Genomic DNA, 19,352 nt, shown 5'->3' on the forward strand with positions numbered 1-19,352 from the left:
GGCGGTGCCCTCCGCCGGCTGTCCCACGGGTCAGCCTCCAAGGGCAGGAAGGCGGCCGCGCCAGTGGACCAGCATGCAGTGGGCGAAAATGCCCTGGACGGAAACCCCGTCGAGGAAGACACCGCAACCGTGACGGCTTACAGCCACCCGTCTGCCCGCGACCTGGACGTCCTGAGCCGCCAGTTGGGGCGTCCCGTACGCGACGTCGTCGAAATCCCGGCCCGCTGCGTCTGTGGCAACCCCCTGGTCGCGGCGACGTCACCACGGCTCAGCAACGGAACGCCGTTCCCCACCACTTTCTACCTGACCCACCCGGTCATTACATCGGCCGTGTCCCGGCTCGAAGCCGCCGGTCTGATGAACCGGATGAACGAGCGCCTCTCAGCAGACTCCGGCCTCGCCGCGGACTACCGCGCGGCACACGAGGCCTATCTCGTTTCCCGGGCCGAGATTGGCGAGCGGTCAGGCATTGGCGCCGTCCCCGAGATCAACGGGATCTCCGCCGGCGGGATGCCCGCCCGCGTGAAGTGCCTCCACGTCCTGGTGGGCCATTCCCTCGCTGCCGGCCCCGGAGTCAATCCGCTGGGCGATGAAGCCATTGCCGCCATCAGTGAATGGTGGACAGCGGACCGCTGCTATTGCGACGGCGCCTGGGACACCGGGGGAGAGGCGCCCTCAAAGGACCTCAGCCGGCACGGGCCGCAGGGGCTTCCCGACATCGTGGGCCGCCCGGCACCCGTACGCAACACCCAGCGGCTCGCTGAAGAGAGCACCGAAGACTCCGCGGAGGCTGCCAAGTGACCCGGGTTGCCGCCATCGACTGCGGAACCAATTCGATCCGACTCCTGATCGCGGACGTGGACGGAAACGGGAGCAGTTCCACGCTCACCGACGTCGTGCGTGAAATGCGTGTGGTCCGGCTGGGCCAGGGCGTGGACGCAACAGGTGAACTGGCGCAGGAGGCCCTCGACCGGACCTTTGCGGCAACGTCCGACTACGCCGAGCTTATCCGTGAGCACGGAGCCGGTAAGGTCCGCTTCGTTGCCACCTCCGCCACCCGTGACGCCCGCAACCGGAAGGTGTTCGTGGACGGCATCCGCGAGATCCTCGGCGTGGAACCCGAAGTCATTACAGGCGACGAGGAAGCCGCGCTTTCCTTCGCAGGCGCCAGCAGCGTGCTTCCGTCCCGGGGCGCCGACCCCGTGCTTGTGGTGGACCTCGGCGGCGGAAGCACCGAATTTGTCCTCGGCGACGCCAGCGGCGTCATCGCCGCCAAATCAGTGGACGTCGGCTGCGTGCGGATGACCGAACGCCACCTTCGTAACGACCCGCCGTCGGCGGAGCAGATCGCTGCGGCGGAGGCCGACGTCGACGCCGCCATCAGCGAGGCGGGACTGGCCGTTCCGCTGGACCGCACCACCGCCGTCGTCGGCGTCGCAGGGTCGGTCACCACCATTACCGCCCATGCGCTGCGGCTGCCAGAATACTCGCCTGGGGCCATCCACGGCGCGGAACTTCCCCTCGGCACTTTTGGCGAAGCCTGCACGGATCTCCTGGAGATGTCCAAGGCCGACCGCGCCGGACTGCCGTACATGCACCCTGGCCGGGTTGACGTCATCGGCGCCGGCGGCCTGGTCTGGCGCCGTGTTTTGGAGCGCCTGGCCGAAGTGACGGAGGGCAGGATCACATCGGCAGTGGCCAGTGAACACGATATTCTCGACGGAATTGCCCTGAGCATCAGATAGCGACGTGGCATCAGCTCATGAAGACGCGCCGGCCGGATTCCGCATCCCGCCGGTACCACGAGACCGCAGCCTGCCACCGTGCCGGGCCGCCAGATGTAGAGCCGATTGGACCCGAATGACCAGAGCAACAACCCGCTGGGGCCGGACGGCCTCCGCCGTGACTGCGATGGCCCTTGCCGCAGGAAGCCTGGCGACGTCGCTGATCGCGGCGCCGGAAGCCCGTGCCGATTCATGGCGGGACAAGGAATACTGGCTGGCCGAGTCCGGCATCACCAAGGCGTGGGAAGTCTCCAAGGGCGCCAACGTCAAGGTGGCTGTCATCGACAGCGGCGTGGACGCCAAGCACCCGGACCTGAAAGGCGTGGTTGTTGGGGGAAGCGACGCTTCCGGGGCCGGCAGCGCCGACGGGCAGAAGAGCATCGGGTCAAAGCCGGAGCACGGCACCCTGGTGGCAACGATGCTGGCCGGCCGCGGCCACCAGCCGCCGAAGTCCACCGCCAGTCCCGGTGCCAAACCGGCACCCGGCCCGGACGGCATAGTGGGCGTCGCCCCCGAGGCGCAGATCCTCTCGGTGTCCACCTGGCTTGGATCGTCGAATCCCGGCGGGAAGAGTGACCAGGAACAGATACCAGCCGCCGTCCGCTGGGCGGTGGACAACGGCGCCCGCGTGATCAACATTTCGCTGGGCAGCACCTCGCCGGAGTGGCCGCAGAGCTGGGACGCAGCGTTCCTCTACGCCGAACAAAAAGACGTGGTCATCGTTGCCGCCGCCGGCAACCGCGTGGGCGGCAACGTACAGGTGGGGGCGCCGGCAACCATCCCGGGCGTCCTGACGGTGGCAGGGCTGGACCGCAAGGGTGCTGCCAGTGTGGACGCCTCATCCCAGGGCATCAGCATCGGCGTGGCCGCGCCGGCGGAAAACCTGATCGGCGGCATGCCCGCCGGCGGCTATGCGGAATGGGCCGGCACCTCCGGTTCCACGCCCATCGTGTCCGGCGTGGCGGCGTTGATCCGCTCCAAGTGGCCTGAAATGACAGCCAGCCAGGTCATCAACCGGATTGTCACCACGGCCAAGGACGCCGGTGCGCCGGGCAAGGACCCCATCTACGGTTATGGCGTGCTCAACGCCGAGGCGGCGCTGAAGGATGACGTGCCCGAAACCAAGGTGAACCCGCTGGGTACCGTAGCTGACTGGATTAGGGTCCACCGCCGGGGTGAGCCCGCCGCCAGCACGCCCGCTGTAGCACCCGGCGACAGCCCTACGAGTGCGCCGCCCACGCTCCCAGCTGCCACGATACCCGTGGCCGAGGCCCCGTCCCGGCTGGACAGTGCCGTACCGGCGATGGTGGTCATCGGCTTCGGACTGCTGTTCGCGGCCATCGTCGCAGGTGCCGCATTCCAGCTTCGAAGGGCATCCCGTAATCCCCGGCGCATGCCCGACGAACCGGAGACCGGGGTACTGGACGCGGTGGACTCCGGCGGAACGTAACGGGCGGCCATTAGTTAGTGAAGATTTTCACAAACTAATGTATTCTTAAATCATGGCAACAACCCCACAGCTCCAGGACCGTCCCAGGGTACTCGTCGTCGGCGGCGGGTACGTCGGCCTGTACGTAGCCCTCAAACTGCAGAACAAGATCGCGAATGCCGGTGGCATCGTCACTGTCGTTGATCCGCTGCCCTACATGACTTACCAGCCCTTCCTGCCGGAAGTAGCCGGCGGAAACATTGAGGCGCGCCACGCTGTCGTCTCCCACCGCCAGCACCTGAAGCAGACGGAACTCATCCAGGGCCGCGTCACGTCGATCGACCATGCGAACCGGACAGCCGTGGTTGCCCCTTCCGACGGCGGCGCGAACTTTGAGGTGCCGTACTTCGACGTCGTCATTGCCGCTGGCGCCATTACCCGCACCTTCCCGATCAAGGGCCTGGCGGACAAGGGCATCGGCCTCAAGACCATCGAGGAAGCCGTTGCACTCCGCAACAAGGTCCTCGAGCGGATCGAAGCCGGTTCCACCATCACTGATCCCGCAGCACGCGCCCGTGCCCTCACCTTCGTGGTGGTTGGCGGCGGCTTCGCCGGCATCGAGTGCATCACCGAGATGGAAGACCTCGCCCGCGCGGCCGTCAAGAACAACCCCCGCGTCAAGCAGGAGGAAGTCCGCTTCGTCCTGGTTGAAGCCATGGGCCGCATCATGCCCGAGGTCACGGCCAAGCAGGCCGACTGGGTCGTTGAGCACCTGCGCAGCCGCGGCATCGAGGTGCTGCTGAACACCTCGCTGGACAGCGCCGAGGGCTCCCTGAAGCTCATCAACCTTCCGGACAAGACCCCGGCACAGGAATTCGAAGCAGACACCCTCGTCTGGACTGCCGGCGTGCAGGCCAACCCGATGGTCCGCTCCACCGACTTCCCGCTCGAGCCGCGCGGACGCGTCCGCGTCCTTCCGGACCTGCGCGTCGCGGGTGACGAAGGCATCATCGAGAACGCCTGGGCTGCCGGCGACATCGCCGCCGTGCCGGACCTCACGGGCAGCGGCCTGCCGGACGGTACCTGTGTACCGAACGCGCAGCACGCACTTCGCCAGGCCAAGCGCCTCGCCAAGAACCTGTGGGCCTCCCGCTGGGACAAGGAGCTCAAGGACTACAAGCACAAGAACCTGGGCGCCGTTGCCGGTTTCGGCGAATGGAAGGGCGTTGCCAACATCAACCTCCTGGGCCGCATCGGTCTCAAGGGCCCCCTGGCCTGGCTGGCGCACCGTGGCTACCACGGCCTGGCCATGCCCACGGTTGAGCGCAAGATCCGCGTCATCTTCGGCTGGATCCTCTCCTTCATCATGGGCCGCGACACTACGCAGCTGATCGACCTGGACAACCCGCGCGGCGCATTCGTCGCCGCCGCCGCTCCGGCACCCAAGCCGGCTGCAGCTCCGGCCGCACCGGCCGCTGAAAAGCCGGCTGAGTCCGGCAGCGCCGGAAGCAACAGCCAGCAGAAGCAGACCGTGTCGGCTGACAACAAGTAGCACGCGAAAGCCGTCGACGGCGGCCGTTCCCGGGGGAACGGCCGCCGTTGTTGTTTAATGGCCCCATGACTGGTGAAAAGGACATCCGGACCCTCTTGGCATCCATCCACCCCATCCTGCGGGAGGGTGAGTACGTCTACGCCCTCTGGCCGTACGGCAGACCGCTTGTTGCCGGCATCGAAGCCGCCGTCCGGGAAGCGGAAGGCCTCACGGTGGTGCTGCCGCGGGCGGAGGCGGACAAGCTGGAGCTTCCCTACGACTTTGTTGCCGCGTGGATCACGCTCGAGGTGCATTCATCCCTCGAAGCCATTGGCCTCACGGCTGCAGTCAGCGCGGCGCTCACGGACGCCCGCATCAGCTGCAACGTCCTGGCCGGATTCCACCACGATCATCTCCTGGTTCCGGTGGCCGACGCAGACCGCGCCCTGGAGATACTCCACGAATTTGCGGCCGAAAGCTCGGACCAGCCTGCGCCCGAGCTCGTCCTGCGCAGTGAGCGGCCGGAGGACAGACCGGCCATACTGGAGCTGACGGCGGCGGCCTTCTCGGTCTCGCCGGCAACCGGGCTCCCCGTCGACGGCGAACCCGTGGAAGTCGGGCTGCTGAAGGAACTCTTCGACTGCGAAGAGTATCTGCCCCAGTTCAGCATCGTTGCCGAACAGGCAGGCGAAGTGGTGGGCCATGTCATCAGCACCCGGGGTTGGGTGGGTGACCTCGAGCTGCTGGGCCTTGGCCCCATCGGAGTGGTGCCCCGGCTGCAGCGCCACGGCATCGGCTCCGCACTCATGCAGGAAACCGTGTCGCGTGCCAATGCCGCGGGGGAGCGGGGGATTGCCTTGCTGGGCGGCCCGGAGTATTACTCCCGTTTCGGATTCGTGCCGTCGGTCTCCCTGGGCATCGAACCGCCGGAGGAGCGGTGGGATGAACACTTCCAGCTGCTCCCGCTAGCCGTTTGGCCCGGAGGTGTCCATGGAAGGTTCCGGTATGCCGCGCCCTTCGAACGGCTCTGACGGGATACCATTGACCGGGCGCCCCAGTAGCCCAATTGGCAGAGGCAGCGGACTTAAAATCCGCGTGTTGTGGGTTCGAGTCCCACCTGGGGTACTTTCCTTTTCTTGACGCGCCGTCCTTCCGTGCGCCCTCCTCCGGCGGGATCATGCCGCTTTCCTGCACCTCCGCATCGTGGTTTCCCATATGCAACGACTGTTATAAGGATGTGACCATAGTCACTTATGTTCGCGTGAAAATTGCACTAGCTTGAAGTTAAATCAGGAACACCTGGTAATTCGCATCAAAGGCCGTTCGCACCTTTCGATCGAGGAGACTCTAAATGATTTCACTCCCCCAGGCGGCGCCCCGAGTCGCTAAGCTGACAGCGCTTAGCATCGGCGTCGCCCTTCTGGCTACGGCTTGTGGCGGTTCGTCCACCCCGAGTTCGACAGGCTCCACCACCCCGGCAGCCTCTGGCATTGCGTGCCCGGCGCCCAGCGCCAGCGGCGGCGCCACCACCGCGCCAGGTGCCGGCGGCTCGGTTCCCGCCTCGACCACCACCACCGAAACACCGCTCAAGATTGGATCGCTCCTGCCGACAACGGGGTCGCTGGCGTTCCTCGGCCCGCCCGAAATTGCCGGCGTCAACCTTGGCATCAAGGAAGTTAATGACGCAGGCGGCGTACTGGGCAAGCCCGTTGAGGTTATCCACCGCGACTCCGGCGACACCAAGACGGACATCGCCACGCAGTCCACCACGGCACTGCTCGGCAGCGGCGTCAGCGCAATCGTCGGTGCTGCGTCCTCAGGCGTTTCCAAGACCGTCATCAACCAGATCACCGGTGCCGGCGTTATCCAGTTCTCGCCGGCGAACACGTCCCCTGACTTCACTACCTGGGATGACAAGGGCCTCTACTGGCGCACGGCTCCCTCGGACGTGCTGCAGGGCAAGGTCCTCGGCAACTACATGGCGACCTGTGGCGCACAGACCGTGGGCATGATCGTCCTGAACGATGCGTACGGCACCGGCCTGGCGAAGAACGTCAAGTCCGCTTTCGAAGCTGCCGGCGGCAAGGTTGTGGCCGAGGAGCTCTTCAACGAAGGCGACTCGCAGTTCAGCAGCCAGGTGGACAAGGTCATCGCCTCCAAGCCCGACGCCATTGCCCTGATCACCTTCGACCAGGCCAAGAGCATCGTTCCCCTGATGACCGGCAAGGGCATCAAGGCGACCCAGATGTTCATGGTGGACGGCAACACTTCAGATTACAGCAAGGATTTCCAGGCCGGCACGCTGAAGGGCGCCCAGGGCACCATCCCGGGCACCTTCGCCAAGGATGACTTCAAGAAGAAGCTGCTGGCCATTGACCCGGCCCTGAAGGACTACAGCTACGCAGGCGAGTCCTACGACGCCGTCAACCTGATCGCCCTGGCAGCCGAGGCCGCCAAGAGCACCAAGGGCACTGACATCGCCAAGCAGCTCAAGGCAGTATCCGAAGCCGGCGAGAAGTGCACCGACTTCGCATCCTGTGTCACGCTGCTCCGCAACGGCAAGGACATCGACTACGACGGCCAGTCCGGTCCGGTGTCCTTCTCAGACGCCGGTGACCCGACGGAAGCCTACATCGGCATCTACGAGTACCAGGATGACAACACCTACAAGCCGTCCAAGGAAGAATTCGGCAAGCTGTAAAGCCGCCTCAACCTAGACAGCACGAAAGCCCCCGTCCAGCCGGACGGGGGCTTTCTGTTGCGTGGGGAACGAGTGCAGACGCCGAGCAAGTGGCTGCAGGGCGCCCGCGAGGGCAGCGCCGGTCCAGGAACACAGAAAGGGCCGCCACCACGCGGTGACGGCCCTTCTGCAGCTCCTGAAGGCGGCCTAGACTTCGTCCGCCAAGGTGCCGAGGTAGAGCTGGATGACCTTGGGGTCCTTCATGAGCTCCCGGCCGGTGCCCGTGTACGCGTCTTTGCCCTGGTCCAGCACGTAGGCCCGGTCGCAGATCTGCAGGCAGCGGCGGGCGTTCTGCTCCACCATGATCACCGAAACACCGGCACGGTTGATCTCGTGTACACGCAGGAAGGTCTCATCCTGCTTGACGGGGGAGAGGCCGGCCGACGGCTCGTCGAGCAGCAGGACGGCGGGCTCCATCATCAGTGCACGTCCCATGGCCACCATCTGGCGTTCACCGCCGGAGAGTGAGCCGGCCCGCTGGGCGCGACGCTTGGCGAGCTCGGGGAACAGGCTGGCGACGAATTCGAACCGTTCGGCGAAATCCTTGGGCCGCTGGAACATGCCCATCTGCATGTTCTCCTCAATGGTCAAAGTCGCGAACACGTTGTTGTTCTGCGGGACGAAGCCCACGCCCTTGGACACGAGTTTGTTGGCCTTCAGCCCGGTGATGTCCTGCCCCCGGACTATGACAGAGCCCGAGTGCACCTTCACCAGGCCGAACATCGCCTTCAACAGCGTGGACTTGCCGGCGCCGTTGGGGCCGATGATGCCGATCAGTTCGCCTTTGCGGGCCTCGATGCTGCAGCTGTTGAGGATGTTGACGCCGGGAATGTAGCCTGCCACCAGGTTGGTGACCTTGACGACCGCTTGTTCCGCTGCGGCCGGTGTGGCGGCCGCAGCCGCGCTGGTGGCACTCATTCGGTCTCCTTCTTCCTGGGTTCGGTTTCGTCCGACTCTCCGGCGACGACGTCGATGGCAATGATGCCGGCGTCTTCGGTGCCGACGATCGACTCCTCGTCGGCCACCAGCTCGGCTGCCAGCTCCTTGATGCCTTCAGCGTCGCCCAGGTCCACATCGTGGTGGGCGCCCAGGTATGCGTCGATCACCGCGGGGTTCTTCATTACGTCGACCGGCGGACCTTCGGCAACGATCTTGCCTTCGGCCATGACCACTACCCAGTCGGCAATGTGGCGCACCATGTTCATGTCGTGCTCCACGAAAAGCACGGTCATGCCTTCCGCTTTGAGGTTCTTGATGTGGTCCAGGAGGGACTGGGTCAGGGCCGGGTTAACGCCTGCCATGGGCTCATCCAGCATTACCAGCTTGGGCCTGACCATCAGCGAACGCGCCATTTCAAGGAGCTTGCGCTGGCCTCCGGACAGCGACGCCGCGTAGTCGTCCTTCTTGGTGTCCAGCTTGAACTTCTCCAGCAGGACGTTGGCCTGTGCGGTGATCTCCTTTTCCCGGCCGCCCCAGAGGCCCTTGAACAGGGCCTTCGAGAGCCGCTCGCCGGGCTGTTCCGAGCCACCCAGCCGCATGTTTTCCATCACGGTGAGCTTGCCCATAACCTTGGTCAGCTGGAACGTGCGGACCATCCCCATCCGGGCCACCTTGTAGGGGGAGACGCCGGCGAGGCTGTTGCCTTCGAACTGCCATTTGCCCGAGTTCGGCATATCGAACCCGGTGAGGAGGTTGAACAGCGTGGTTTTGCCTGCACCGTTGGGTCCGATCAGGGCGGTGATCTTGTGCCGGGGGATCTCGAGGTACTCGACGTCGACCGCGTTGATGCCGCCGAAGCTGCGGGTCACGTTTTCGGCCACGACGATGGGGTCCCGCTTTTTGCAGCCGGGAGCCGTTTCCCCGGCGGCGATCGGCCGGGAGTCCGTCATGTAGTCGATTTTTTCGGTATTGCCTTGTGACGGAACATTGAGTTGTTCGCTCATGCGAATGCCAGCTCCTTCTTGTTGCCAAAGACACCCTGGGGCCTGAAGATCATCAGCAGCATCAGTGCGACACCCACGAGGATGTAGCGCAGCTGACCGGCCTGGACGGTGTTCAGCCAGGTCACGGCGCCGGATTCAATGAGGCCGTAGAGGATGCCCTGGGTAAGTGACAGCACCACCCAGAAAATCATGGCGCCAACCACCGGGCCCAGCACAGTCCCGAGACCGCCCAGCAGCAGGCAGGTGTACAGGAAGAACGTCAGCTCCGTGCCGTAGTTGGCCGGCTGGACAGCGCCGCGGGGAAGCGTGAAGATCATGCCGGCCAAGGCACCGAGGACTCCGCCGATGACCAGGGCCTGCATCTTGTAGGCGTACACGTTCTTGCCGAGTGATCGCACGGCGTTTTCGTCCTCACGGATTCCCTTGAGGACGCGTCCCCATGGGCTCCGCATCAGGAGCCATACCAGCGTGCAGCAGACGATCACAAGTCCCCAGCCGACTGCTCGGATGAAGAAGTCCCTGTTGTTCATGCCGAGATAGGAGCCCTCGGGGAACGGGTTCATGGAGTAGAACCCTCCTTCGAAGGCGGCCAGGCCGTTGGCGGAACCGGTCACGGAGGTCAGCTGGTTGGTGGTGACGATGTAGCGGACGATTTCCGCTGCCGCGATGGTGACGATGGCCAGGTAATCAGCGCGCAGGCGCAGGGTTGGAATACCCAGCAGCAGCGCGAAGATCGACGAGCAGACGATGGCGATGAGCAGGCCGATGAAGAACGGCACGCCGAAGCTCAGTGTGGAGATGGCGAACCCGTAGGCGCCCACCGCCATGAAGCCAGCCTGGCCGAAGTTCAGCAGGCCGGAGTAGCCGAAGTGAACGGCGAGGCCGAGGGCGGCAAGCGCGTACGCCGCCGTCGTCGGGCTGAACAGTTCACCGGCGGCGCTGGAAAATATAAATCCGAAGTCCATGGCTGTCTCCTAACCCACGCGCTCGCGACGGCCCAGGATGCCCTGCGGCCGGAACAAGAGGACAACAATCATGATGAACAGTGCTCCCACATACTTAAGGTCGGCGGCGAGGCCGAACACGGTGGTCAGCTCCACGAAGATGCCGACGATGACGGATCCGATCAGTGCACCGAATACGGTGCCCAGGCCGCCAAGGGTCACGCCTGCGAAGATGAGCAGCAGGATCTGTGAACCCATGTCGAAGGTAACGCCCGGCCGGTAGTAGGCCCACAGGATGCCGCCGAGGGAGGCCAGCATGCCGCCGGCGACCCAGACAATCCGGATCACGTTGTCGACGTCGATGCCGGAGGCTGCCGCGAGGGCAGGATTGTCGGCGACCGCACGGGTCGCCTTGCCCAGCCGGGTCTTCAGCAGGATGATGCCGATCAGGGCGATCACGACGGCACTGATGATCAGCGACCACAGGTTGTTGGGCGAGATGGATATGGGCCCGATCTGGATCTCGGTGCTTTGTGCGTACGGCAGCTGCTGGGTGGATCCGCCGAAGTAGAACTGAATGACGTAGCGGACTGCCAGTGCGAGGCCGATGCTGACGATCATCATCGGCACCAGGCCGGTTCCGCGGCGGCGCAGCGGCTTCCACAGACCGGCGTCCTGGACGTAGCCGAACAGTCCGCCGCCCAGCAGGGCAAGGATGATCGCCAGCCAGAACGGAAGGCTCATGGCGTTGAAGGCGAAGACCAGGACAGCGCCGAAGGTAACCATTTCGCCATGGGCAAAGTTGGTGAGCCCCGTGGTTCCGAAGATCAGCGAGAGTCCGACGGAGGCCAGCGCCAGCAAAAGGCCGAAGCTGAGACCGGCCACGAGCCTGTTGAGCAGGTTCTGGCCGAAGTCCTGTTGCTGGACGACGATGCCTTTGCCGAAGGCGAAGATCACGGAGAGATTGGAAGTCTGGCTGAAGGTGACGTTACGAGGATTTTCCTGGCCGTCGGCGAGCTTAATGCCTTCGGGGAGCGTGGATTCGTCCAGCTCCACTTCATAGGTGCCCTGGACCGGGACTCCGATGGTCCAGGAACCGTTGGCGCCTGATTTTGCGGTCCCGGTGAAATCACCGCTTTTGGCGGTGATAGTAACGTCAGCGATAGGTGCGCGGGCATCGTCCCGCAGGAAGCCGCTGATGCTGTTCTGGAACTGCTGGTTCGACGGGGATGGTGTCGGCGAGGGGGTGGTGGCCTGCGATGCCGGGGCAACGACGAGCAGAATTGCGACGACGGCGGCGAAAATAGCCCCCACAGCCTTCAGCAATCCGCCGCGCCGTCTGTGCGACAGGCCTCTCGGTGTGCTTCTCAAAATGAAAACCTCCACATGGGGGTGGTCTGGGTTGCGCCTTTACAACCACTGCGAACGGAGCAGGAGACCGATCGTGGCGCCGAATATGCGGTAGACAAACCGAATATCTTGTGATGTTGGTCACCCTGCTTGGGCTTATGTTACAGCTAGCAGACGCCAAAGAAGCGCCGTGTAGGCACGCCTAAGATAGCGATCGGATAACAACCGTGAAGCCCAGCCTGAGAATTAATTCAGTTCAGCTAAAGAAAACTTTTGTTGAGTCTGCGTGTTCCTAAACAGTCGTCCCGCCTGCCGGGGGTGGGGACGGGCCGGGGAAACGTCCCCTGGCGGCGGTGGGCCATGTCACGGTTGGGTTTCGGGTGCACCCGCGGGGGAACTATCCCTGCCGCCCGTACGTGGAAATTGGTACCTTGAACTATAAGGATCACCACCTACCCCCTTTATTTGGAGGACACCCGCAATGGCACTTGGCGGAAACCCGATCTTCAACGGAAAGAATTTCCGTGGAGCCACCCAGGCACCGCCTGTTCCGCAGGCTCAGTACGGCCAGAACCCCTACGGTCAGCAGTACGGCCAGGCCCCTGGCCGCGCCCCGGGCCAGGTCATGGACGCGCAGGGCGGCTGGATGGCCCAGCAGCAGAACATGACCCATGATCAGCTGCAGCAGATGTACAACCAGCCGGCAGCCGGCCCGGCCGAAACCGGGCGGATGACTTTTGACGACGTCATCATCAAGACGGCCGCGTGCCTCGGCGTGCTGATCGCCGGCGCGGCTGTGACGCTGTTCGTGAGCATGTCGCTGGCCTCCCTGCTGATGATCGTCGGCGCACTGGGCGGCTTCGTCCTGGCGCTCGTCAACACCTTCAAGAAGCAGCCGTCGCCGGCGCTGATCCTGGCGTACGCGGGGCTGGAAGGACTCTTCCTCGGCGGGCTCACCCGCGTCCTGGACACGATGTACCCGGGAGTCGGCCTGCAGGCCGTCGTCGGAACGCTGTCCGTCTTCGCGGTGACGCTGCTCCTGTTCAAGAGCGGCAAGGTACGTGCCACACCCAAGGCCATGAAGTTCTTCTTGATCGCCATGGTCGGCTACGCCCTGTTCTCCGTGGTGAACCTCGTCATGATGATGACGGGCCTGACGAGTGAACCCTTCGGCCTGCGCAGTGGAATTATTGGCGTTGCCATCGGCATCCTGGCCATCGGCCTGGCCGCGTTCTCCCTGGTCATGGACTTCACCAGCATCGATGAAGGTGTCCGCAACGGAGCCCCGGAACGGTTCTCCTGGACCGCAGCTTTCGGCCTCACTGTCACCCTGGTCTGGCTGTACGTGGAGATCATCCGCCTGTTGGCGATCCTCCGCGGCGACGAGTAGGACCCAAGCCGGCGAACGCCGTCGTGCTTCAGTTGGAAAGGTCCCGCCAAACGGCGGGGCCCTTTCCCTTGGTGGCGAGTTTCCTTTCGGCTTAGCTAAGCCGCTCGAACACCACTGCCATTCCCTGGCCGCCGCCAACACAGAGCGTGGCGAGCCCGAGCGTGGCATCGCGCTCCCTGAGTCCGTTCAGCAGTGTGGTGGTCATGCGGACTCCGGTCATGCCGAACGGATGCCCGAGGGCAATGGCCCCGCCGTGGACGTTGAGCCGTGCATGGTCGATGCCAAGTTCACGGGCGCTGGCCACCACCTGCACGGCGAACGCCTCGTTGAGTTCCACGAGGTCGATGTCCCCGATTGCCAGCCGCGCACGCTTGAGTGCCACGCGGGTGGCTTCGACGGGGCCCATGCCCATAAGTTCGGGGGAAAGGGCGCTGACGCCCGTGGACACAATCCGTGCCAGCGGCTCCAGTCCGAGTTCACGGGCACGGTTACCGCTCATCACCACCACGGCGGCTGCCCCGTCATTCAGCGGACACGCGTTGCCGGCGGTCACCGTCCCCTCGCTGCGGAACACGGGCTGGAGCGCGGCAACTGCTTCGAGGGTGACTCCGGCGCGCGGGGAGTCGTCCAGCGTCACGACGGTGCCGTCGCGGCGGGTGTACGGGGTGATCTCGCGGGCAAAGAATTCCGAGGCTATGGCCGCCTCGGCGCGGTTCTGGCTCAGGACCGCCCAGGCATCCTGCTCGGCCCGGCTGATCCCGTAGGTGGTGGCCACGTTTTCCGCGGTCTGTCCCATTGCGATGTAGATGTCCGGCATGCGGCCGCCCAGCCGCGGATCGGTCCAGGGCGTGTTGGATGCAGCCCGCGCCTCGGTACGCCGCCGGGCTGAGTCGAAGAGCGGGTTGTGCGTGCCGGCGTCGGTTTCGCCCGCGCCGGCCCAGTTGGGGTAGCGGGACACGGCCTCGACGCCGGCAGCCACGAACGCGTCACCTTCGCCCGCCTTGATGGCGTGGAAGGCCATGCGGATGGTCTGCAGGCTGGAGGCGCAGAACCGGTTGATGGTGGCCGCCGGAACGCCGTCCAGGCCTGCAAGGATGGTGACCACCCTGGCCATGTTGGAGCCTGCTTCACCGCTCGGTTCGGCGCAGCCCAGGTACAGGTCGTCCAGGCCGGTGCCGTCCGCGCCGTGGGGATCGAAGGACGGGATCTTGTCCAGCGCGGCCGTGACCATCGCCACGGCCAGGTCATCCGGCCGCTCGTCCTTCAGGGACCCCTTGAAAGCGCGTCCGATCGGGCTTCTGGCGGCGGAAACAATGACAGCTTCTGACATGCGCCCAGCCTACGCCCGAGCTACACGAGCCGCATCGCCCCGGCCGCCGGAGTAACGGTGAATATATCCGGCTTCCGGTACCCTGCGCGGGAGAAAGCCTGTTCGACGGCGGTGCGCACCTTTTGCTCCGCCGACAGGGGGGTGAGGGCGATCGCCGCGCCGCCGAATCCGCCGCCTGTCATGCGCGCGCCGATGGCTCCGCTGGTGCGGGAGGTGTCCACCGCCAGGTCCAGTTCGGGGCACGAAATCTCGAAGTCGTCCCGCATGGATCGGTGGCTGGCATCGAGCAGGGGCCCGATGGAGCCCGGTCCGGCGCTGCCGAGCAGTTCCACGGTCTGCAGGACGCGGTCGTTCTCGGTTACGACGTGGCGGACCCTGCGGAATGTGACCTCGTCCAGGAGCCCGGCGGCTTCGTCAAGGTCCTCAACGCCCACATCGCGGAGCGCCTTGACGCCCAGCACTTCGGCCCCGAGCTCGCATGAAGCGCGGCGGGAGGCATAGCCGCCGTCGGAGTGCGAATGGGAAACCTTTGTGTCGATCACCAGCAGGACCAGCCCGGCCGGTTCGGTCTCGAACGGGACGAGCCGGACACTTTGGTCCCTGCAGTCGAGGAAGACGGCGTGGTCCTTGGCGCCGCGCAGTGAGGCGGACTGGTCCATGATGCCGGTGGGGGCTCCGACGAAGTCGTTCTCGGCGCGCTGGGTGGCCAGGACCATTTCCTCGTCCTTGAGCCCGGCGCCCGTCAGGTCGTTGAGGGCTGAGATCACGGCGCACTCAATGGCGTGGGACGAGGAGAGTCCGGCGCCGAGGGGAACGTTGGAATCCAGCAGCAGGTCAAGGCCAGGCACCTCAATGCCGCGCTCCTGCAGCGCCCAGATGACGCCGAGGGGGTACTTGGTCCAGCCCTTGGCCCGTGAACCGTCCAGCGACGCGGTGTCCGCCGTCGTCATGCCCTGGTCGCCGTATGTGGACAGCAGGCGGAGGGTCGAATCGGGGCGGACGCGGACCGCCACCCGGGCTGTCCTGTCGATGGCGAACGGGAGGACGAAGCCGTCGTTGTAGTCGGTGTGCTCGCCGATCAGGTTCACGCGGCCCGGCGCCTGCCAGACACCGTCCGGGGCGGAACCGAAGGCGTCCTGGAACCGTGCCGCGAGGTCACTGCTGCCCAGGTCGCCGTTGCTGAGTGGGGCGGTCATGCGTGTGCGCCTTCCGGGAGTGGGTTGAGTGCTGCTGCGGGAACCGTAACGGTGCGTAGCCGCTCCGCCACCAGTTCGGGGGTGGTGTCATTAATGAAAGCACCCATGGCCGCTTCGGAGCCGGCCAGGTATTTGAGCTTATCCTCCGCCCGGCGGGGGGAGGTCAGCTGCAGGTGGAGGTAGCCTGCCGGGCGCAAGAGCTCATCGAGCGGGGCCTGGTGCCAGGCGGAGATGTAAGGAGTGGGCGTGGGGTAGAGGGCATCGAGCCGTTTGAGCAGATCGAGGTACACGTGCGCCAGTTCGTCTTTTTCCTCTCCGCTGAGCGCTGCGAGGTCCGGCACTTGGCGATGCGGAACCAGGTGCACCTCCAGCGGCCAGCGGGCCGCGAACGGGACGTACGCGCTGAAATTCTCGCCCTCCAGGACCATGCGGCTTCCGTCCTCGCGTTCCGACCGCAGGAGCGAGCCGGTCAGCGTCCGCCGGCCGTCGGCGTCGTCGTAGAATTTCCGGGCGGCTGCGCCCATCACTGCCGCGCGCGGAGTGACGTAGGGGTAGGCGTAGATCTGGCCGTGCGGGTGGTGCAGGGTCACGCCGATATCTGCGCCGCGGTTCTCGAACGGGAATACCTGCTGGATGCCCGGCAGTGCGTTGAGTGCCCCGGTGCGGTGCGCCCAGGCCTCCACGACGGTGCGTGCCCGCGTTTCGCTCAGCCCGCTGAAGGACCCGGTGTGGTCGGGGGTGAAGGACACCACTTCGCAACGGCCGAAGGCCGTGCCGGTGGTTCCCCAGCCGGCGTTGCCCGGAACCGGCCCCAGCGCCGGCCCCAGCGAGGGGAAACGGTTCTCGAACACGACGGCGTCGTAGTCCGGCGCCGGGATCTCCGAGGGGTTGGCCGGAGTCGTCGGGCAGATGGGGCACTGGTCCGCCGGGGGCAGGTGCGTGCGGCTCTGGCGGTGCGCGGCCACGGCCACCCACTCGCCGGTCAGTGCATCAAACCTGACTTCGCCCGGCTCGCTCCTGGCCGGCAGCTCGCGGCGGTCGGGGGTCTCCTCCGGCCTGCGCGCACTCTTTCCGGGCGTGGCGTCATCGAAATAGAGCAGCTCCCGGCCATCGGCGAGGTTGGTGCTGGTGATGTGTGTCATACGTCTTGTCCTTTGCGAGCGGCTGCCATCGGAGCCCCGCCCTGGGGGCGGAACGGCTGGCATTTCCAATTCTCCCATAAAACGATCAAAAAGAAATAGTTTCGAACAAAAGTTAACATGCCTGCCTTGTGTGGTTCCGGCAGGATAAGGCGGCAGGCGTGAGCAGGTACGGTTGTGCCCATGACTTCGAGCACCCCTCATTCACGCCGCTATGCGTCCGGCGGCCAGTACGAGCTCCGTCGCGGTGATGCCCTGGCTGTGGTTACGGAGCTGGCCGCCGGCCTGCGGCTCTACACGCGCGGCGGCGTCCAGCTGACGGAAACGTACGGGGACGCGGACATCCCGCCGGGAGCCACCGGGATCACGCTGGCGCCCTGGGCCAACCGGGTGGAGGACGGGGTCTGGTACCTGGACGGCAGGAAGCAGCAGCTGGACATCACCGAAGTGTCCCGGAACAACGCCAGCCACGGCCTGTTGCGCAACACCTCGTACGTGCTCGTGGACGAGTCCGAGTTTTCGGTGACGCTGGAAGCCCCGATCTTCCCCCAGCATGGATACCCCTTCCTGGTCCGGCACCGCGTGCAGTACGAGCTGGCCGAGGACCTGGGCCTGGTGGTCCGCCAGACGCTCCTCAACGATTCCCAGTCGTCCGCACCCTTCGTTCTCGGGTCCCACCCCTACCTCAGGCTTGGTGACGTGCCTGCCGAGGATTTGGTCCTCACAGTGGGCGCCGGCAGCCGGCTTGTTGCGGACGAACGCCTCATACCCCGCAGCGCGGAGCCCGTCAGCGGGGAACTGGACCTGCGCGGCGGCCGGACCGTTGCCGAACTGGACATCGACGTCGCCTACACGGACCTGGTGCTCGACCGCGGCGTGGCGCGCCAGACGCTGCAGGCGTCCGACGGCCGCAGCGTGAGCCTCTGGCAGGACGAATCGTGCGGCTACGTCCATGTCTTCGTCACGGACAAGTTCCCCGGCAGGCCAAAGGCTGTGGCTATCGAGCCCATGACCGGCCCGGCAAATGCGTTCAACAGCGGCGACGGCCTGCGCTGGCTGGCAGCGGGGGAGTCCTTCACCATGACCTGGGGCATCAGCGCGTCCCTGTAGTCCGGTGCTTCCGCCAACCGTGCCTTCCGTGCCGGGGCCCGGCAGCTGGTGGCCGTGGCGGTTTCCCATCGGGGCTCAGCTGGGGAAGTATAAGGCTATGACGCCAGCAGAGGACGCCGCACCAAACCATAGCCCCGATGCTCAACCCGATGCTAAAACAGCAGGGTTGCCCGACGCCGCAGCGGCTGCCGCACCTGCGCCTCCGTTGCGGGTGCTGACGGACCGCGAACTGGACCAGGACATTCCCTACGGTGTGCGGATCGCCGCCTCGTGGGCCTGGCGGCTGGGGCTCATTCTCCTGGTCAGCGCCGCGCTGATCTGGCTGCTGAGCAAGATTAGCTTCCTCATCATCCCCGTGATGGTGGCAGCCCTGCTGGCCGGCCTGCTGAGCCCCATCACACGATGGCTCAAGGCCCGGCGGGTCCCGAGCGGCGGCGCCGTCGCCATCACCGTGCTGGGCTTCCTCGGCCTCATCGGCGGCTCCCTGGCGCTCGTGGGACGGCAGCTTGTCCGGGGATTCAGCGAACTGTGGAGCGAGGCGCTGACCGGGATCCAGCAGATCCAGGGCTGGCTGGCGGAAGGTCCGCTGCACCTGACGGCCGCCCAAATCGACCAGTATCTGCAGGACGCCACGGCCGCACTGCAGAACAACAGCAGCAGCATCCTCAGCGGCGCCCTATCATTCGGAAGCACGGCCGGGCATTTTGCTGCTGGACTCATCCTCGCCTTGTTCATCCTGATCTTCTTCCTCCTTGAAGGTGACCGGATTTGGGGTTTCCTGGTCCGGCTGCTGCCACGGAAAGCCCGCGCCGCCACCTTCGGTGCCGGCCGCAAGGGCTGGACGTCGATGGTCAGCTACGCCCGCATCCAGATGTTCGTGGCTTTTGTGGACGCCGTGGGAATTGGCGTGGGCGCAGCCATCATTGGGGTGCCGCTGGCGCTTCCGCTGGGAGTTCTGGTCTTCATAGGCTCCTTCATCCCCATCGTGGGCGCCCTGGTCACCGGAGCCGTGGCCGTGCTCCTTGCCCTCGTGGCGAACGGCTGGGTCAACGCGCTTGTCATGCTAGGGATCGTGCTGCTGGTCCAGCAGCTGGAGAGCCACATCCTGCAGCCGCTCGTTATGGGCAAGGCCGTGGCCCTGCACCCGGTGGCGGTCATTCTGTCCGTGGCGGCCGGTTCCTACCTCGCCGGAATCCCGGGCGCACTCTTCTCGGTGCCCATCCTTGCCGTAGCAAACTCGGCGATTCGATATATTGCTGCCAGAACGTGGGAACATGAAGGAGTGCTGGCTGCGGTGGGCCCGGATGTAACCGGGGACTCCGGATCCAGCCAAGACAACACCTTCAAGGATGTCTACCTTCCCGGTGCGAATCCGGGCCGCGGCAATGGAGCCGCACAGTCAACGGGTACTCCCGCCGGACATGCCGGCCCGGACGCCCCAGCCGAATTCCCCAAAGGAGACTAGT

16 protein-coding genes and 1 tRNA gene are annotated in these 19,352 nt (G+C 65.4%); 10 read left to right on the top strand and 7 right to left on the bottom strand.

Annotation, left to right across the window (positions count from 1 at the left end; genetic code table 11):
- Positions 1–93: 93 nt before the first annotated feature.
- The 7 genes from J7I79_RS18155 (at position 94) to J7I79_RS18185 (ending at position 7,445) form a co-directional block, all read left to right on the top strand.
- On the top strand, positions 94–801 hold the full coding sequence (locus J7I79_RS18155) for a DUF501 domain-containing protein (protein WP_251042992.1): 708 nt from the start codon (positions 94–96) through the stop codon (positions 799–801).
- Positions 798–1,745, top strand: a complete 948-nt coding sequence (locus J7I79_RS18160) for a Ppx/GppA phosphatase family protein (RefSeq protein ID WP_214955543.1) — start codon at positions 798–800, stop codon at positions 1,743–1,745. The genes J7I79_RS18155 and J7I79_RS18160 overlap by 4 nt, the downstream gene beginning before the upstream one ends.
- Before the next feature lie 115 nt (positions 1,746–1,860).
- On the top strand, positions 1,861–3,234 hold the full coding sequence (locus J7I79_RS18165; protein WP_214955545.1) for a S8 family serine peptidase: 1,374 nt from the start codon (positions 1,861–1,863) through the stop codon (positions 3,232–3,234).
- A 52-nt stretch (positions 3,235–3,286) separates the two neighbouring features.
- Positions 3,287–4,765 (top strand): NAD(P)/FAD-dependent oxidoreductase, encoded by a 1,479-nt coding sequence (locus J7I79_RS18170; RefSeq protein WP_214955547.1) that lies wholly within the window; start codon positions 3,287–3,289, stop codon positions 4,763–4,765.
- A 65-nt stretch (positions 4,766–4,830) separates the two neighbouring features.
- The gene (locus J7I79_RS18175) at positions 4,831–5,775 is read left to right on the top strand and encodes an N-acetyltransferase (RefSeq protein ID WP_214955549.1); all 945 of its coding nucleotides are present in this window, start codon (positions 4,831–4,833) and stop codon (positions 5,773–5,775) included.
- A gap of 20 nt (positions 5,776–5,795) precedes the next feature.
- Positions 5,796–5,869 (top strand) — tRNA-Leu (locus J7I79_RS18180).
- A gap of 226 nt (positions 5,870–6,095) precedes the next feature.
- A complete protein-coding gene (locus J7I79_RS18185; protein ID WP_214955552.1) occupies positions 6,096–7,445 on the top strand; it encodes an ABC transporter substrate-binding protein in 1,350 nt (449 codons plus the stop codon).
- Positions 7,446–7,631: 186 nt separating this feature from the next.
- On the opposite strand, the gene J7I79_RS18190 is transcribed toward J7I79_RS18185, so the two are convergent.
- Genes J7I79_RS18190 through J7I79_RS18205 form a run of 4 tightly spaced genes read right to left on the bottom strand, consistent with a single transcriptional unit; the run spans position 7,632 to position 11,685 of the window.
- The gene (locus J7I79_RS18190) at positions 7,632–8,402 is read right to left on the bottom strand and encodes an ABC transporter ATP-binding protein (RefSeq protein WP_214955555.1); all 771 of its coding nucleotides are present in this window, start codon (positions 8,400–8,402) and stop codon (positions 7,632–7,634) included.
- Positions 8,399–9,427, bottom strand: coding sequence for an ABC transporter ATP-binding protein (locus J7I79_RS18195; RefSeq protein WP_214955556.1), 1,029 nt, complete (start codon positions 9,425–9,427; stop codon positions 8,399–8,401). Before J7I79_RS18195 ends, J7I79_RS18190 begins: the two co-directional genes overlap by 4 nt.
- Complete coding sequence (locus J7I79_RS18200; protein WP_214955557.1) at positions 9,424–10,392, bottom strand: branched-chain amino acid ABC transporter permease; 969 nt, start codon at positions 10,390–10,392, stop codon at positions 9,424–9,426. The genes J7I79_RS18195 and J7I79_RS18200 overlap by 4 nt, the downstream gene beginning before the upstream one ends.
- A gap of 9 nt (positions 10,393–10,401) precedes the next feature.
- Positions 10,402–11,685 (bottom strand): branched-chain amino acid ABC transporter permease, encoded by a 1,284-nt coding sequence (locus J7I79_RS18205; protein WP_214955559.1) that lies wholly within the window; start codon positions 11,683–11,685, stop codon positions 10,402–10,404.
- Positions 11,686–12,202: 517 nt separating this feature from the next.
- Between J7I79_RS18205 and J7I79_RS18210 the strand changes: the two genes are divergently transcribed.
- Positions 12,203–13,111 carry a Bax inhibitor-1/YccA family protein gene (locus J7I79_RS18210; RefSeq protein WP_214955561.1) on the top strand — a complete coding sequence of 303 codons (909 nt, stop codon included), beginning with the start codon at positions 12,203–12,205 and terminating at the stop codon, positions 13,109–13,111.
- Between the two features lie 91 nt (positions 13,112–13,202).
- Here J7I79_RS18210 and J7I79_RS18215 read toward each other — a convergent pair whose 3' ends face one another.
- Genes J7I79_RS18215 through galT form a run of 3 tightly spaced genes read right to left on the bottom strand, consistent with a single transcriptional unit; the run spans position 13,203 to position 16,779 of the window.
- Positions 13,203–14,441 carry an acetyl-CoA C-acetyltransferase gene (locus J7I79_RS18215; RefSeq protein WP_214955563.1) on the bottom strand — a complete coding sequence of 413 codons (1,239 nt, stop codon included), beginning with the start codon at positions 14,439–14,441 and terminating at the stop codon, positions 13,203–13,205.
- Between the two features lie 20 nt (positions 14,442–14,461).
- Positions 14,462–15,637, bottom strand: coding sequence for a galactokinase (galK, locus tag J7I79_RS18220; RefSeq protein ID WP_214955565.1), 1,176 nt, complete (start codon positions 15,635–15,637; stop codon positions 14,462–14,464).
- Complete coding sequence (gene galT / locus J7I79_RS18225) at positions 15,634–16,779, bottom strand: galactose-1-phosphate uridylyltransferase (RefSeq protein ID WP_214955572.1); 1,146 nt, start codon at positions 16,777–16,779, stop codon at positions 15,634–15,636. The genes galK and galT overlap by 4 nt, the downstream gene beginning before the upstream one ends.
- A gap of 180 nt (positions 16,780–16,959) precedes the next feature.
- On the opposite strand from galT, the gene J7I79_RS18230 reads away from it, so the two are divergent.
- The gene (locus tag J7I79_RS18230; protein ID WP_214955574.1) at positions 16,960–17,886 is read left to right on the top strand and encodes an aldose 1-epimerase family protein; all 927 of its coding nucleotides are present in this window, start codon (positions 16,960–16,962) and stop codon (positions 17,884–17,886) included.
- Positions 17,887–17,983: 97 nt separating this feature from the next.
- Complete coding sequence (locus J7I79_RS18235; protein WP_251042975.1) at positions 17,984–19,351, top strand: AI-2E family transporter; 1,368 nt, start codon at positions 17,984–17,986, stop codon at positions 19,349–19,351.
- The last annotated feature ends 1 nt before the right edge of the window (position 19,352 follow it).

Origin of the sequence: Arthrobacter sp. ISL-69 (genome assembly GCF_018613775.1) — a bacterium.
GTDB lineage: Bacteria > Actinomycetota > Actinomycetes > Actinomycetales > Micrococcaceae > Arthrobacter.